The sequence below is a fragment of the Flectobacillus major DSM 103 genome (assembly GCF_000427405.1).
Taxonomy (GTDB): Bacteria; Bacteroidota; Bacteroidia; order Cytophagales; family Spirosomataceae; genus Flectobacillus; species Flectobacillus major.
Genome location: NZ_KE386491.1, coordinates 3,393,921 through 3,409,789, shown reverse-complemented (window position 1 = coordinate 3,409,789; position 15,869 = coordinate 3,393,921). Strand labels below are relative to the sequence as shown.

Annotated in this window: 13 protein-coding genes and 2 rRNA genes (1 of these 15 only partly in view); 12 read left to right on the top strand and 3 right to left on the bottom strand. The window is 37.4% G+C overall.

Going from position 1 to position 15,869, the window contains the following annotated elements:
• The 10 genes from FLEMA_RS0130625 to FLEMA_RS0130560 all read left to right on the top strand — a co-directional run.
• Positions 1-866, top strand: a 23S ribosomal RNA gene (locus FLEMA_RS0130625); it begins 1,955 nt to the left of the window's first position.
• Positions 867-987: 121 nt separating this feature from the next.
• Positions 988-1,099, top strand: a 5S ribosomal RNA gene (gene rrf / locus FLEMA_RS0130615).
• Between the two features lie 197 nt (positions 1,100-1,296).
• Positions 1,297-2,091 (top strand): hypothetical protein, encoded by a 795-nt coding sequence (locus FLEMA_RS0130605; RefSeq protein ID WP_026996368.1) that lies wholly within the window; start codon positions 1,297-1,299, stop codon positions 2,089-2,091.
• A gap of 72 nt (positions 2,092-2,163) precedes the next feature.
• Positions 2,164-4,047 (top strand): mucoidy inhibitor MuiA family protein, encoded by a 1,884-nt coding sequence (locus FLEMA_RS0130600; protein ID WP_026996367.1) that lies wholly within the window; start codon positions 2,164-2,166, stop codon positions 4,045-4,047.
• 114 nt (positions 4,048-4,161) lie between these two features.
• Entirely contained in the window at positions 4,162-6,060 is a 1,899-nt protein-coding gene (locus FLEMA_RS0130590; RefSeq protein WP_026996366.1) for an ABC-F family ATP-binding cassette domain-containing protein, read from the top strand.
• Between the two features lie 80 nt (positions 6,061-6,140).
• Complete coding sequence (locus FLEMA_RS0130580; RefSeq protein ID WP_044172151.1) at positions 6,141-7,793, top strand: amidohydrolase; 1,653 nt, start codon at positions 6,141-6,143, stop codon at positions 7,791-7,793.
• 118 nt (positions 7,794-7,911) lie between these two features.
• Positions 7,912-8,532 carry a DedA family protein gene (locus FLEMA_RS0130575; protein WP_026996365.1) on the top strand — a complete coding sequence of 207 codons (621 nt, stop codon included), beginning with the start codon at positions 7,912-7,914 and terminating at the stop codon, positions 8,530-8,532.
• 5 nt (positions 8,533-8,537) lie between these two features.
• Positions 8,538-9,008, top strand: a complete 471-nt coding sequence (locus tag FLEMA_RS0130570) for an NADH-quinone oxidoreductase subunit A (RefSeq protein WP_026996364.1) — start codon at positions 8,538-8,540, stop codon at positions 9,006-9,008.
• Between the two features lie 128 nt (positions 9,009-9,136).
• A complete protein-coding gene (locus FLEMA_RS70730) occupies positions 9,137-9,520 on the top strand; it encodes a LytR/AlgR family response regulator transcription factor (protein ID WP_159102700.1) in 384 nt (127 codons plus the stop codon).
• A gap of 13 nt (positions 9,521-9,533) precedes the next feature.
• Positions 9,534-9,863 (top strand): hypothetical protein, encoded by a 330-nt coding sequence (locus tag FLEMA_RS0130560; RefSeq protein WP_044172148.1) that lies wholly within the window; start codon positions 9,534-9,536, stop codon positions 9,861-9,863.
• A gap of 45 nt (positions 9,864-9,908) precedes the next feature.
• Here FLEMA_RS0130560 and FLEMA_RS70725 read toward each other — a convergent pair whose 3' ends face one another.
• On the bottom strand, positions 9,909-10,946 hold the full coding sequence (locus FLEMA_RS70725; RefSeq protein WP_044172147.1) for a PorP/SprF family type IX secretion system membrane protein: 1,038 nt from the start codon (positions 10,944-10,946) through the stop codon (positions 9,909-9,911).
• A 286-nt stretch (positions 10,947-11,232) separates the two neighbouring features.
• Between FLEMA_RS70725 and bshC the strand changes: the two genes are divergently transcribed.
• On the top strand, positions 11,233-12,780 hold the full coding sequence (gene bshC, locus FLEMA_RS0130515) for a bacillithiol biosynthesis cysteine-adding enzyme BshC (RefSeq protein ID WP_026997855.1): 1,548 nt from the start codon (positions 11,233-11,235) through the stop codon (positions 12,778-12,780).
• 71 nt (positions 12,781-12,851) lie between these two features.
• Here bshC and FLEMA_RS70720 read toward each other — a convergent pair whose 3' ends face one another.
• Positions 12,852-13,322: an Lrp/AsnC family transcriptional regulator gene (locus FLEMA_RS70720; RefSeq protein ID WP_044172145.1), complete on the bottom strand. Its 471-nt coding sequence runs from the start codon at positions 13,320-13,322 to the stop codon at positions 12,852-12,854.
• A gap of 299 nt (positions 13,323-13,621) precedes the next feature.
• A complete protein-coding gene (locus FLEMA_RS70715; RefSeq protein ID WP_044172144.1) occupies positions 13,622-13,906 on the bottom strand; it encodes a TIGR03643 family protein in 285 nt (94 codons plus the stop codon).
• Positions 13,907-14,160: 254 nt separating this feature from the next.
• Between FLEMA_RS70715 and FLEMA_RS0130465 the strand changes: the two genes are divergently transcribed.
• Positions 14,161-15,846 (top strand): glutamine--tRNA ligase/YqeY domain fusion protein, encoded by a 1,686-nt coding sequence (locus tag FLEMA_RS0130465; RefSeq protein WP_026997854.1) that lies wholly within the window; start codon positions 14,161-14,163, stop codon positions 15,844-15,846.
• Positions 15,847-15,869 lie beyond the last annotated feature (23 nt).

Sequence of the window (15,869 nt, the reverse complement as noted above, 5' to 3'; positions counted from 1 at the left end):
TCGGTGAAATTGTAGTAACGGTGAAGATGCCGTTTACCCGCAACGGGACGGAAAGACCCCATGAACCTTTACTATAGCTTAGCATTGAGTTCTGGTACTGGATGTGTAGGATAGGTGGGAGACTGCGAAGTAGTGTCGCTAGGCATTATGGAGTCAACGTTGAAATACCACCCTTCTTGTACTGGAATTCTAACCTAAAAAGGGACATTGCTTGGTGGGTAGTTTGACTGGGGTGGTCGCCTCCAAAAGAGTAACGGAGGCTTTCAAAGGTACCCTCAGCACGCTTGGTAACCGTGCGTAGAGTGCAATAGCAAAAGGGTGCTTGACTGTGAGACAAACAAGTCGATCAGGTACGAAAGTAGGATATAGTGATCCGGTGGTTTAGTATGGAACAGCCATCGCTCAAAGGATAAAAGGTACTCTGGGGATAACAGGCTGATCTCCCCCAAGAGCTCACATCGACGGGGAGGTTTGGCACCTCGATGTCGGCTCGTCACATCCTGGGGCTGGAGAAGGTCCCAAGGGTTCGGCTGTTCGCCGATTAAAGTGGCACGCGAGCTGGGTTCAGAACGTCGTGAGACAGTTCGGTCCCTATCTGTTGTGGGCGTAGGAATATTGACAGGTTCTGACTTTAGTACGAGAGGACCGAGTTGGACTGACCGCTGGTGTATCAGTTGTTCTGCCAAGGGCATTGCTGAGTAGCTACGTCGGGACCAGATAAGCGCTGAAAGCATCTAAGTGCGAAACTGACCTGAAGATGAGTATTCCAAATAAGGGCCGTTGTAGATGACAACGTTGATAGGTTGTAGATGTAAAGGTAGAGATACCAAAGTCAAGCAATACTAATTACCCAAAAGCTTGTATCAACTGTACTAACTATTTAGTTCTTACTTGTTCAACATCTTTCACGATATGCGAACCTCAAGATATTAGAGGGTTTATATGAGGCTAGAGTCTGATATAATTAACAATACCCTCAACAGGCATTATGGAGCCGATAGGACTGGTGTTCACCTCTTCCCATCTCGAACAGAGCAGTTAAGCCCAGTACCGTTGATGATACTGCAATCACATGCGGGAAAGTAAATAAGCTCCAAATATATAACAAAGTGAAGGCTACCTGAAAGGGTAGCCTTTTTTGTTGTATGATGGAATAGGATTATTATCAATATCAAAGTGTACTTCGGTATGTAGTTATGTGTTTATAGAAAAATATTCACTCAACACTATTAATAATTGATATTACTCCGTATTTTAGTATGTTTAATGTTATACAGCTATTAAAACTATATAATTATGAATATACTAAAAAGTAGCTCTACACTGCTTGGTCTATTGTTAGGTATAACAATCTCTGCATTTTGCCAAAGAAGACATGTTCATCAATTTCGTTATGTTGATGGTTTTTCAATCACAGCACAACTTGAGGTTAATAACCTTGTAGGTGAATTAGGTGCTTTCTCACAACCTGCTACAGGAATAGCAATCACACTTGATAAAGGAATAACTGAAAAAATTCATGTGAAAAGTAGCTTTCAGATGGGATATTTGAACGGCTTAACTTATGTACCTTATTATTCAACTTCTGAAACTAATTATTATCAATGGTCCATTTCTCCCGTTGTAAATTTAACTCGACTTTTTACCAACGATAATGAAAGACGGCTCAATATCTTTACTAGTTTAGGTATTGCTTTTATTCGCTTTCATGCAGATGTATATGATGTGTATTCTAAACAATTTCTGAGAACAACTTCTGATAAGACAAGTAGGCACACTCCTATTTTTCAGCCTTATGGACAAGGTATTGGCGATAGGGGGATTTATTATACCAGAGAAATGGCTATACCTTTTGAAATATTACTTGATTGGAAACTAGCACCACGTATATACCTAAGTGGTGGCTTAATATACAATTGGGTTTCATCAGATAAACTAGATGGTACAACTCCCTATAACCTGTCCGATAGAACAAGAATTGAAGGTGTCAACTCATACAGTGATACGTTTAATGATGGTTGGTATGGTATAAAGTTGGGAATCAAATATAAGTTTATAGCTCAGCGTTTTATTAATCAAAGAGGAATTTGAATAATAATCCTGTATTTTAGATGTAGAAATCCCTTCATTACCGTCTTATTTTACCATTTAAGCCATTTACTCATGAAATTAATTATCAATATACTGGTTTGGATAGGCTTTTTCCCAAACCTTTTTTACCCTAAAACTCAAATTGTATCATCTAAAATTGACTATGTCACAGTATTTCCACAAGGAGCACAGGTAATTCGGCAAGCTAAGACAGATATTCAAGTAGGTAAAACAGATTTGGTTTTTGCTGGTTTAGCTCCCCAACTTGACGTACAAAGTATTCAGGTTAACACCGATGCTAAAATCAACGTAGTTTTTGTAAGTCATCGTTTAAATGATACTGAGAAGCAAAAACAAGAGACAATCAGGAAATATGAGGAACAAAAGCTTACTATTGATGACAAAATAAAAGGAATAAAATCACTATTGGTGGTTTATAAAAGGGAAGAAGAGTTATTGGTCAAAAACCAAACCTTGTCTGGCCCTTCTAAAATAGAGGATTTGAAACAACTGGTAGACTATCAGCGAATCAGAATGACGGAGGTGCTGACCAAACAATTGGAATTAGAAAGAAGTATTAGAGGCTTAGAACAAGAACAAAAGAAAATCAATCAGGCATTGACGGATTTAACCTTAAATACAGAAAATCTGACATCCGAAATTGTGGTTACTATCGAGGCCAAAGAACCTGTGGTAGGAGCTAAGTTTTCAATATCTTATTTTGTTAATCAAGCAGGTTGGACTCCCTTTTATGATGTAAGGGCTAATGACATAACCAAACCTTTGCGTTTGGCCTTCAAAGGCAATGTTTATCAGTATTCAGGCGAAGACTGGAAAGATATAACGTTAGGTTTTTCAACAGCTAATCCCCGTAAAAAATCTACGCCTCCATCCCTGAAAAATTGGTATTGGGGAGAACCTAATGACTATTCTTCGTATTTTGCTGAAAGCTATATTGCTCCAATTATAACTGAAATTAATGGTAAAGTACGTGACCGCAAAAGCTTAGAGAGCTTGGCAGGGGTATCCGTTTCTTTGAAAGGAACTTCTATTGGTGCAATGACCGATGCCAATGGAAATTACCGAATCAATGTACCGCCTAATCTACAAAAAAGTACACTGTATCTTGTATTTTCATCGATTGGCTTCCAAAATAAAGAACTAAGAGTGAGTCAGAATACTTTAAATGTAGATTTAGAGGAAGATTCCAAAGCTTTGGAGGAAGTTGTGGTGGCTGGTTATGGTAGAAATAATAATCTTCAAACTGATGATGTACTTCAAGGTAGAGTGAATGGATTAAATGTAAAGTCTGCTGCCAAAAGGGTTATTGAGGTAAATGAGAAAGAAGCTCCTACAAGTTTACTTTTTGAAGTAATGGCAACAACTACCATTTTGTCTGATGCGAAAACTTATATGATTGATATAAAAGAAGAAGATATACCTGTATTGTACGAGTACAGTGTTGTGCCAAAAATAGATACAGATGTGTTTTTACGAGCAAAATTGTTCAATTGGGATAAATATAACCTGATGGAAGGAGAAATGAATCTATTTCTGGAAGGTACATATCTCGGTAAAACATCATTACAGTTGACCAAGAATGATACCCTCGATATTTCGTTGGGTAGAGATAAGAGTATTATTGTTGTTCGAAAAAAACTAAAAGAAATGCAAAAGAAGCAATTCTTAGGCAGTAATAAAACTGATAATTTTGAATATGAAATCAATATAAGAAATACAAAAAACATACCAATTCAGTTGATTGTTGAAGACCAATTCCCTATATCAAAATCGAAAGAAATAGAGGTTTTTGATAAAAGTGCTCCAGATGCCACCATCGAAGAATCGTCAGGAAAAATCAGTTGGAACATTAAAATTGAGCCATTTAATCAAAAGAAACTTTCATTAAAATATTCAGTTAAATACCCTAAAAATGGCATTACTTCAACAGAGTAATCCTGAAATGAATAAGGCTGTACCAAAAAGGTACGGCTTTTTTTATGTAATTTTGTTTATACTTATACACAAACACATTTCCCATTCTTCGGTTATTGGTATCGAACATTTAGCATGAATTATTTATCAGCAGAAAATATTTCCAAAAACTACAACGAACGTTGGTTGTTTAAAAACATCAATTTTGGTATCCTCAAAGGCGATAAAGTAGCTTTGGTAGGTCAAAATGGCTCAGGAAAAACTACATTAATGAATGTTTTGGCAGGATTAATTCCGTCAGACGAAGGTACTGTGAGTATTAGAAAAGGTATTTCTGTAGGATATTTACCTCAAAACCCCGTTTTTAATGAATCACTTTCGGTAATGGATTCGCTTTTTGATGGCGACTCGCCGAGTATTCAGGCTATGAAGGCGTACGAAAAAGCTTTATTACACCATAACGACGACGATTTGGCTAACGCTATTGAGCTGATGGATAAATACCAAGCCTGGGACTACGAAAGCAAAGTAGAGCAGGTTTTGGGTAAGTTAGGTATTCATGATTTAGAAAAACCTATTTCAAACCTATCGGGTGGGCAACGCAAACGTGTGGCTATGGCTAAAATCCTGATAGAAGAGCCTGACCTAATAATAATGGATGAACCTACCAACCACTTGGATTTGGCAACTATCGAGTGGCTTGAGCAAACCCTCTCTTCGCAAAATGTAACGCTATTGTTGGTAACACACGACCGTTATTTTTTGGATAGAGTTTGTAATAATATAGTTGAGCTAGATAACGGTAAAACATTTCCTTACAAAGGAAACTATGCTTATTTCTTAGAGAAAAAGGCCGAACGAGAAGCCATGGAAGCCTCAAGTATCGACAAAGCTAAAAACTTGCTCAGAACCGAGCTAGAGTGGATGCGTCGTCAGCCGAAGGCTCGTGGTACAAAGGCTCAATACCGAATAGATGCTTTTCATGATTTGAAAGAAAAGGCTTCGCAAAGTAAAGACGACTCAAAGGTACAGTTGAATGTAAAAATGGCTCGTCAAGGAAGTAAAATCCTAGAAATTGATGACTTGTCGAAAACTTTTGGAGAACAGAAAATCGTAGCTCATTTTTCTTATGTTTTCAAAAAACAAGACAGAATAGGTATTATAGGAAAAAATGGAGCAGGAAAATCTACCTTCTTGAACATGATTACCCAAAACCTAAAGCCTGATTCTGGAAATATTACTACGGGCGAAACCGTTGTGTATGGTTATTACCAACAAGGCGATTTAGACTATAAAGAAGGGCAACGTGTGATTGATATTGTTACCGAAATAGCCGAATATGTTACCTTAGGTAATGGACAAAGTATTACGGCTAGTCAGTTTTTGACCCACTTCAAATTTGAACCGAAAGTACAATATACTCAAGTAGAAAAATTGTCGGGAGGAGAAAAAAGACGTTTGGCTTTGATGCGTGTACTTATCAAAAACCCTAACTTCCTGATTCTGGATGAACCAACCAACGACCTTGATATTCAGACATTGAATATTTTGGAAGATTTCTTAATGGAATTTGGGGGCTGTTTGTTATTGGTATCTCATGATAGGTATTTTATGGATAAATTGGTTGAACACCTGTTTATTTTTGAAGGGGAAGGTGTTATTCGTGATTTTCCAGGTAACTATACCGACTACCGTGAATGGCTAGCCGAGCAAGAAGACCTTACCAAACAAGCTTTAAATAGCAAATCATCGCCTAAAAGTACAGAAAAAGTTGCCGAGCCAATAAGCAAAAAGGAGGTAATAACCCCTGTTGTAACCAACAAACGAAAACTATCTTTTAAAGAACAAAAAGAGTATGAGTCATTGGGTACAGATATTGAAAAATTAGAGCAGAGAAAGGCTAAACTCACCGAACAGCTCAATGCGGGTGGTACATACGACGAGCTGGCCAGTTGGGCAAAGGAAATCGAACAAATCACCGAACAGCTTGACGAAAAAGAACTTCGCTGGTTAGAATTATCAGAACTGATATAAGTTATATGTGCCACAATTTGTTAGTTGTGGCACTTTTTTTTGTTTAACTTTACCAGCCATCAAACTACCGATTTATTCTTATGAAAAGATACTTTATCTTCTGCTTCTTGACGTTGCTATCTGCTGTTGTGGCGAAAGCCCAAAAAGTGTGTTTTTATAATGCCAAAGTTTATACTGTCGATGCTAGAAATACAATTGCCGAAGCTGTGGTTGTCGACAATGGTAAAATCATTTTTGTGGGGTCTAGTCCCGAAGCAAGGGCTGTGTGGTCAGATAGTAAAACTAAAATGGTAGATGTAAAAGGTAAATTGATATTGCCAGGTTTGATAGACAATCATACGCATTTTGCCGATGGTGGTATGTATTTGTTGGGAGTAGATTTGAGAGGGGCTAAATCGACCAAAGAATTTAAAGATATTTTAAAGAAATATGTTGATGGACATCGAGGCGAGTGGATAAAATCGGGCAATTGGGATCATGAGTCTTGGGAAGTGAAAGAATTGCCAACCAAAGAAATGATAGATGAGTTTTCTAAAGAAACGCCCATCTTTGTTGACCGATTCGATGGGCACATGGCATTGGCCAACTCCAAGGCATTGGCCTTGGCAGGCATTACCAAAGATACGCCTTCGCCCGATGGTGGTGAAATCGTAAAAGACCCCAAAACAGGCGAGCCAACAGGTATTTTGAAAGATGCCGCTATGCCTTTGATATACAAAATTATTCCGCAACCAACAGCCCAACAAAAGATTAAATACATAGAAAGAGCCTTACAAGAGGCTCGTGAAAACGGAATTACTTCGGTACATGATATTACTTTTCAGCCAGATTTGATTGCTTATCAGCAGCTAGAAAAACAAAACAAACTTACCTGCCGATTTTATACCCGTTTGCCACTAGATTCATACCAAAATTTGGTGAATACAGGTATCCGAGCAGGATTTGGCTCGGATAAAATTAAATTAGGCTCGCTCAAAGCTTATGCCGATGGCTCGTTGGGGTCGAGTACCGCTTTGATGTTTAAACCTTACGACCAAAATCAGAATACCAGAGGGTTGGCTTCTGATATTGTGATTAATGGCAATCTAACCAAATGGGCCTTAGATGCCGACAAAAACCAATTGCAATTATCTATTCATGCTATTGGCGATTCGGCCAACTTTTTGATGCTCAAGCTATTTGAAAAAATTACAAAAGAAAACCCTCAATGGGAGCGTCGTTTTAGAATAGAACATGCTCAACACGTAAGGTTTGAAGATATTCCTACCTTTGCTAAATTGGGCGTAATTGCCTCGGTACAACCTTATCATTGTATCGACGATGGCGTTTGGGCGGCCAAAAGAATTGGCAATCGAATAGACTATACACATCCATACCAATCATTTTTAGATGCAGGTATAAAGCTGTGTATGGGGTCTGATTGGTCGGTAGCACCACTCAATGCCCTATTGGGTATTTATGCTGCTGTGACTCGTCAGACAGTAGACGGAGCGAATCCGATGGGCTGGGTACCCAAACAAAAAATAAGTATTCATGAAGCAATAAAAGGTTATACCATCAATAATGCTTATGCTGCTTTTGAAGAGAAAATAAAAGGAAGTATTGAAGTAGGAAAATTGGCCGACATGGTGGTTCTTTCGGAGGATATTCTGACCATTCAACCAGAAAAAATTAAAAATGTACAAGTATTAATGACTATTTTTGATGGAAGAATTGTTTATGAAAGAAAATAGTTGAAAATACCAAAATAGATTATTGAACTAATAAAAACAAAAACTTCAGCCTTTTGATGAATCTAATTCATCAAAACGATTCCCCTTCAGCGAAGCGTATATTGTTTTTGCATTATTCATGGATATAACTCAGATAATTAAGTATCTCTCAGACTCAAAAGAGATTATCAATGCAGGTTTGTTTGCTATCACATTTGTGGTTTATGCCGAAAATGGCCTATTCTTTGCCTTTTTTCTACCAGGTGACTATTTGTTGTTTTTGACAGGCGTGTTTGTGGGTAGTGGGCTGTTGCTTTACCCTATTACTACCGTGATATTGTACCTGTTTTTGGCGGCCGTTATTGGTTCGCTTACAGGTTTTTTGTTTGGTCGTTTTTTTGGAAATACCCTAGAGAATCGTCCAGATACATGGTATTTTAAAAGAAAGCATTTGGATGCAACACGTGATTTTTTTGAAAAATACGGCAGCCAAGCTCTTATTATCAGCCGATTTTTACCTTACATTCGTACCTTTGCTCCTATTCTTGCGGGTATTAGCAAAATGAATTATCCAAAGTATTTGTTTCTCAATATTACTGGGGGGGCTATTTGGGTGGTGTCGCTGGTGGGTGGGGGCTATTGGTTTGGTGTAAAATTCCCTTGGATTATCAACTACGTACATTATATCGTATTATTCTTTTTGTTTATTACTACATTTACCGTTATCAAAGGATATTTTAATATTCGGAAAAAATCCTGAAAATTATGTTAACAGATTTTGGATATATACTGCTATTTATCATCACAGCTATTGCCTTTACAGTAGTTATATTGTTTGTGGCCAAAATGCTGAGACCTAGCCGTCCTAATATAGAAAAACTAAGTACCTACGAGTCGGGTGAAGAACCCGACGGCAATGCCAATGTGCGTTTTAATATCCGTTTTTATGTAATAGCCTTACTTTTTGTATTGTTTGATATCGAATTGATATTTCTGTTTCCGTGGGCAACTGTTTTTGGAAATGAGTATTTAATACAAACTACCAATGGCCTTTGGAGGTGGTTTTCGGTAATAGAAATGTTTATTTTTATAGGAATATTGATTTTGGGATTGGCATACGCGTGGGTAAAAGGACATTTAGACTGGGTGCGTCCAGAAGTAAAAGTTACAAACACAAAACCCAATGTTCCAGCGGCACTTTATGATAAAATTAACCAGAAGTACACCAAACAATAGTATAAAAATCAGGCTAAATAAAAGCTAAATCTCTACGTTGATAGTAAATAACTATGCTATATATTTAATCACTAATTCAGTACTAGAAGTTCAGTACTCCTACTTATAATAATTCTCTACAAATGTTAATGCCTAAGAATCTTACACCACGTCATGTTGAACATGAACAAGTTGGTATTTTATTACCTTGTCACAGTTGTATGATTTCTATTGCCTTTGATGATATTGTACATCTGGAAGGTATTAGGAATTACACGATTTTTTACCTGACAGATGGCTCTCTTCAAATAAGTGCTCGCACCCTCAAGGTTTTTGAGCAGGAGCTGCCATTCAAGCAATTTTATAGAACCCACAAATCTCATTTAATTAACCTGAATCACTTGTATCAGTACGATACTGATGAACATAAATTTGCAATTATGTCGAATGCTCGCAAAGTGTTGATTTCGAGACGAAAACGAAAAGAATTTTTGTCGAGGATATTGCTTTCTAGCACTCCAACCGATTTATAGAGGAAATACAACGATGAAGTACAAGAGCAAATATGTGTGGATAGTGGTTGTCGCTCAGTTGCCTGTAGCAGGAATGGCTCTTTTCCCTTTTGTATTGGTCAAAAAAGCCAATCCTTCAGCTGCTTTAATCCACCATGAGCTTATTCATTTCAGGCAACAGGCCGAGCTACTTATTTTACCATTTTATGTATGGTATTTGTTATCGTACCTGTGGAATCGTCTCAAGGGGTACTCACATTATCGAGCATACAAAAATATTATTTTTGAAAGAGAGGCTTACCAAGAAGATGAAAATTTGGCCTATCTTCAAAAAAGACCTTTCTGGGCTTTTTTGAAGTATTAATAAGGCCTATAAGGTATCAACTTAGAAATTGATGAGGCAAACATATTACCAAATATGTTGTGGACAAATAATTCTGTGGCGATTGTTGAGCATTACCCCAATCACTATTTCGTGTGTTCCTCTTGAGCGTTCTCTGAGGTCAGACATCGTAAAGTCATAAGAATAGCCAATATTGATTAATGAACTAATATTACACCCTAATAAAGCTACTACAGCGTCTTTGTTGCGATATGACGCACCAAACCAAAACCTATCATTATAAATGGCCTTCAAATTAATATCATAAGTAATAGGGGCAAGATTTACTTTTTTTAACAATACCGAAGGAATAACCGCCCAGTCTTCATTGAGTTCTTGTCGCCAGCCCGCCGAAACAAAGTAGTGTGGAAATACACTACCTACCCACGAATATCCCGATGTATTGTCGGTATTGGATTTGTAGTTATAGTTTTGAAATAATAACTGATTGGCCGATGCACCGATATAATATTGGCGAGAGTAATACCACATACCTATATTAATGGTAGGTTGCCATGCTGTAATTTTGCCACCTCCCAAAATAGCAGGGTCGGGATTGTCCTTTACTTGAAGATTTGAAAAATCCAAAGTATATTGCGTCATACCACCCGATGCTCCAATCGATAATTTGGAATGCCCCGTGATAGGAATATGATACGCATAACTAGCCAGTAAACTTACTTGCGAACTAGGCCCCGTTTTATCTGAAATTAAAGAAATACCAATACCTTGATGCCCAGGCACACGTGGCGAACCATCAAATTGGCGAGACGGTGTAAGAGGACGACGAATTGTTTTGCTAATATTGGGAGTAATACCTGTACTGGTACGGTCGGGTTTGTCTAAAGCCAAATGGGCAGTTACATAAAAAGTAGTTGGAGCTCCCTCAAAATTGGTCCATTGATTGCGATAGCCCGTTTTAATATCGGTGTAATCCTCAATACCAACAACCGCTGGGTTGATAAGATAGGTATTCATCATATATTGGCTATACTGCGGATTTTGCTGTGCACTTACTTTGATGACGAGTAGGCAAATCGATACAATTAATAAAAGTTTTTGCATGGGGAAGCTATAATAATAATATTTGAGCACCAATAATATAGCAAATTCTATGCCTAATACTCAGACTAGGAATATATGGGTATAGAATAGAAATGGAGTACTACTTATTCAGATTGTTACTAATACAAATATAATTTATAAATGCGAAACAAAACATTTTACCTACAGAAAGAACAAACTTGAAAAACTATGCGTTAGTTACAAAAGGTTTGTTAGATAAGCCTCCTTATAATAGACAATCATCAAGCTCAATTCGCAAACGCCCCAAACGGCATTCATAAGCATCATGCAAGTACATACGCTTCCTTTGAAGGAAACCAATCAATTTTCATCGTTATTTTTAGATTATATGGCTCAGACTTCTCTCTTAGAGAATTTCTATGGGCAATTTCCTCATCTGGAAGGTTTTGAAAAGCAAATAGCCCAAAAATCATTCAGTATCGACCAAAGGGCTGTTTTGGTGGATGTCCTTGAAAAACAATATGAAAATTTACCTCATCATCCTGATTTACAAGTATTACTCAACGAAAATACATTTACTGTAACCACTGGCCATCAACTCAATATTTTTACAGGCCCATTGTATGTAGTCTATAAATTGATTACAGTAATTAACCTTGCCAAATCATTAAAAAAGGCGTTTCCTCAATACAACTTCGTACCTGTGTATTGGATGGCTACCGAAGATCATGATTTTGCTGAAATAAACCATTTTTCGTTATTTGGCAAAAAACATGAATGGACAACCCAACAAACGGGTGCTGTTGGCAGAATGAACCCTAGCGAAATCAAGGCTATTATCGACGAATTGGCCGATTGTCCTGAAACCTTTAAAAATGCGTATCTTTCTCATCAAACACTGGCCGATGCTGTGCGATGTTATGCCAATGAGTTATTTGGTACTGAAGGCTTGATTTGTATAGATGCCGACGATATTCAACTCAAACAACAGTTTTTGCCTATTATCAAAGATGATTTACTGAATCATACTGCTTGGCACAAAGTACAGGCTACGACTAGCCAATTAGAAAAATTGGGGTATAAAACCCAAATTGCTCCACGCGAAATCAATTTCTTCTTTCTTGACAATGGTATCAGAGAACGCATTGTAAAAGAAGATGGTCTTTATAAAGTTCTTAATACCAATCTGGTATTTACCGAAACCCAAATCCTTGAGTTATTAGCTACTGAGCCACAAAAGTTTAGCCCCAATGTAGTGCTTCGGCCTGTTTATGAAGAGGTTATATTGCCTAACTTGGCCTATATCGGTGGGCCTTCCGAAGTACCTTATTGGTTACAACTAAAAAGTATTTTTGACGAATACCAAGTAGCATTTCCTATTTTAATGCCACGTAATTTTGCTTTGGTAATCAACAAAGCTTCGCATAAAAAAATGGAAAAACTGGGGCTTTCGGTTAAAGATTTGTTTTTAGACGAAATCACACTAAAGAAAAATTTTGTAGAAAAAAACTCTGAGAATACCCTAAGTTTGTCAGAGCATGCAAGTGATTTTTCGGCCATATTCGAGCAGATTTTGGCAAAAGCTGTCAAGATAGATAAAACCTTGGAAGGAGCAGTAAAAGGTGAGCAACAGAAGCTTTTGAATAGTATAGAGCATTTGGAAAAACGCCTAAAAAAAGCCGAAGAACGTAACCAAGAAACAGAAGTGAATCAGTTGTTGGGTGTGAAACATAAATTGTTTCCTAATGGAGCACCACAAGAGCGTGTCGAAAACTACCTCAATTTTTCGCTAAATAACCCACAGTTTATTTCACAAATGTTAGAAGTATTCGATGCCTTAAATTTTACGTACTATACAGTTGTCGAAGAATAGGTAAAACCCATAAAAAAATCCCATTCATGATAGTATTATGAATGGGATTTTAGTTTTTAATTGGTTCATTATCAAGGTATTGGTAGTACCTTACTTTCTTTGAACGTAGAAAGAATCACCATTGTTTGAGTACCCGCTACTTCTTCAATCTCATTGATTTTTTCAAGCATCAATTTCTGATAAGAAGAAATATCCTTAGCAATGATTTTCAAAAGAAAGTCGCCCGAGCCAGTAACGTGATGACATTCAATAACCTCTGGTATTTCATTGATTTGGTAAACAAAAGATTCAGTAACCTGTTTTTTGTGTCCAGTCAACGATACGGTTACGAACGTAGTAACGCCCAAACCAACTTTATCTCTATTAAGTTGTGCGTGATAACTCTGTATAATTCCCGATGTTTCTAATTTCTTAACACGTTCAAGCGTAGGTGCAGGCGACAACCCAATCTCTTTTGATAATTGAGCATTAGTAATTTTTGCGTTCTGTTGAAGAATTTCCAGCACCTTATGGTCTATCTGGTCTAGTTTAATTGCACTCATTTTATTGGGAGTTTAGAATGATAGATTTTGAATTATTACTAGATAGGCTATTAGTGTTTTTCTATCTATTTCAAAATCTCTTTGCTTCATATCACACCCATTTTATACAAGGGTGGAAAGTAATATACAAAGTTAAAGAGTTTCTATCAAATTTCTAAGAAATTTTATATTAAAGCACTTTTGTAAAATAAAATTTTTATTAAGAGGTATAATCTTAGGTAAAAACCTATAATGTTTTGCCTAAACGAAATGTCCATAATGGTTATGCGTGCAAGTTCAACGATTAAAATAGCAGAAAATTACTTTCTTTTTGAAATTTTATTGAGGGTGATATTCCTTTGTAAATTACATTTGAATCGACCATCCAAAATTGTACTTTTGGCACGATGTTTGGTTGTCCGACCTTGCACCCTTTTTCGCCACATTTTCCATGACGAGCGTTTCATTTCTTTACGCATTAGCTCGATTACTTCTTGTTCTTTGAGGCCAAACTGAGCCAAGATTGCCTCGAAGGGTGTACGGTCTTCCCATGCCATTTCGACGATACGGTCAATTTGTTGGGCATCTAAATGTTTTGATTCCATATTACAACATTGTTTTGGTTGGCTAGATAATCATACAACATCGGTTTGCCCGAATTGTTGAACAAGCCATACCAAAAGTGAAGAATATAGTTTTTCTTTCTCCCCATTCCATAAAATTGCGTAAATTCGTATTTATTACAATACAAGATTCAAATACTATCGGTTGGGTTGATAAAGTTTTGATTAACTGTTCTTACTAAATTAGATAGGTCTTCTCAGAAGTTTTCTATCGCAGAAATTGATAATTTGGCATTATGGCAGAAGAAAAAGAAAAAACACAAGAGCGGAATCCCGCAAATTTTCTTGAACAAATTGTTGAAGAAGACATTAAAGCAGGTAAAAATGGTGGTCGTGTTCATACACGTTTTCCTCCTGAACCAAATGGATATTTACACATAGGTCATGCAAAATCTATTTGTTTAAACTTTGGATTGGCCGATAAATTTGGCGGTAAAACCAATCTCCGTTTTGACGATACCAACCCCGTAACCGAAGATACCGAATATGTAGATTCTATCAAGGCCGATGTGCGTTGGTTGGGATTTGATTGGGAAAACGAGTTGTATGCGTCTGATTATTTTGACCAATTGTACGAGCTGGCTGTAGCTTTGATTAAAAAAGGATTGGCTTATGTAGACGACCAAACGTCTGAACAAATTGCTACTCAAAAAGGTAATCCGAATGTTCCGGGTGAAGAAAGCCCATATCGCTACCGTTCTGTAGAAGAAAACCTCGCTTTGTTTGAAAGAATGAAAAATGGCGAGTTTCCAGATGGGGCTAAGGTATTACGTGCCAAGGTAGACATGGCTCACCCCAATATGCACATGCGTGACCCATTGATGTACCGTATCAAGCACGCAAAACATCACCGTACTGGCGACAAATGGTGTATTTATCCTATGTATGACTTTGCTCATGGCCAGTCAGATTCTATCGAGAAAATTACACATTCAATTTGTACTTTAGAATTCGATGTTCACCGTCCTTTATACGATTGGTTTATCGAAAAATTAGATATATTCCCGTCGCATCAATACGAGTTTGCTCGCCTAAATCTTACTCATACAGTAATGAGTAAGCGTAAATTGTTGCAATTGGTAAACGAAAAAGTAGTGTCTGGCTGGGACGACCCTCGGATGCCAACAATTTCGGGCTTGCGTAGAAGAGGATACACGTCGGCTTCTATTCGTAATTTCTGCGATAAAATTGGTGTGGCTAAACGTGACAACTTGATTGATGTAGGGGTATTGGAGTTTTGCGTTAGAGAAGATTTGAACAAAATCGCTACTAGAGTAATGGCTGTACTTGACCCTGTCAAGCTGATAATTACCAATTATCCTGAAGGACAAACCGAAAACGTTTCGGTAGAAAACAATCCTGAAGATGTTAATGCAGGCCACCGTGAAGTGCCATTCTCAAGGGAGGTATTTATTGAGCGTGAAGATTTTATGGAAGTACCACCTAAAAAGTTCTTCCGTTTGGGGCCAGACTTGATGGTACGTTTGAAAGGAGCTTATATCGTAAAATGCGATAGCTTTGTAAAAGACGAATTTGGCAATATTACCGAAATACACTGTAGTTATATTCCTGAAAGTCGTTCGGGCGCAGATACCTCTGGTATTCATGTAAAAGGTACGATTCACTGGGTATCGGCTCAACACGCCGTTCCTGCCGAGGTACGTGTGTATGACAGATTGTTGATTTTGGAAGATGCCTCGCAAGTTGGCGATGATTTCAAAAAATTCATCAATCCTGATTCTTTAACTTTACTCAACAATGTATTGGTAGAACCAAGCTTAAAAGATGCAACTGTTGGTACAAACTATCAGTTTATGCGTAAAGGTTATTTCTGCCTAGACCCTGACACTACTGCCGATAAGCTGGTATTTAACAGAACAGTAGGTTTGAAAGACACTTGGGCTAAGGAAAAAGGAAAGTAATAGCTGAATATAGCATTCAATAC

Excerpts from the sequence above, each read along its gene's own strand:
- FLEMA_RS0130605 (WP_026996368.1), top strand. The coding sequence starts at position 1,297 with ATGAATATACTAAAAAGTAGCTCTACACTGCTTGGTCTATTGTTAGGT.
- FLEMA_RS0130600 (WP_026996367.1), top strand. The coding sequence starts at position 2,164 with ATGAAATTAATTATCAATATACTGGTTTGGATAGGCTTTTTCCCAAAC.
- FLEMA_RS0130590 (WP_026996366.1), top strand. The coding sequence starts at position 4,162 with ATGAATTATTTATCAGCAGAAAATATTTCCAAAAACTACAACGAACGT.
- FLEMA_RS0130580 (WP_044172151.1), top strand. The coding sequence starts at position 6,141 with ATGAAAAGATACTTTATCTTCTGCTTCTTGACGTTGCTATCTGCTGTT.
- FLEMA_RS0130575 (WP_026996365.1), top strand. The coding sequence starts at position 7,912 with ATGGATATAACTCAGATAATTAAGTATCTCTCAGACTCAAAAGAGATT.
- FLEMA_RS0130570 (WP_026996364.1), top strand. The coding sequence starts at position 8,538 with ATGTTAACAGATTTTGGATATATACTGCTATTTATCATCACAGCTATT.
- FLEMA_RS70730 (WP_159102700.1), top strand. The coding sequence starts at position 9,137 with ATGCCTAAGAATCTTACACCACGTCATGTTGAACATGAACAAGTTGGT.
- FLEMA_RS0130560 (WP_044172148.1), top strand. The coding sequence starts at position 9,534 with ATGAAGTACAAGAGCAAATATGTGTGGATAGTGGTTGTCGCTCAGTTG.
- FLEMA_RS70725 (WP_044172147.1), bottom strand. The coding sequence starts at position 10,946 with ATGCAAAAACTTTTATTAATTGTATCGATTTGCCTACTCGTCATCAAA.
- bshC (WP_026997855.1), top strand. The coding sequence starts at position 11,233 with ATGCAAGTACATACGCTTCCTTTGAAGGAAACCAATCAATTTTCATCG.
- FLEMA_RS70720 (WP_044172145.1), bottom strand. The coding sequence starts at position 13,322 with ATGAGTGCAATTAAACTAGACCAGATAGACCATAAGGTGCTGGAAATT.
- FLEMA_RS70715 (WP_044172144.1), bottom strand. The coding sequence starts at position 13,906 with ATGGAATCAAAACATTTAGATGCCCAACAAATTGACCGTATCGTCGAA.
- FLEMA_RS0130465 (WP_026997854.1), top strand. The coding sequence starts at position 14,161 with ATGGCAGAAGAAAAAGAAAAAACACAAGAGCGGAATCCCGCAAATTTT.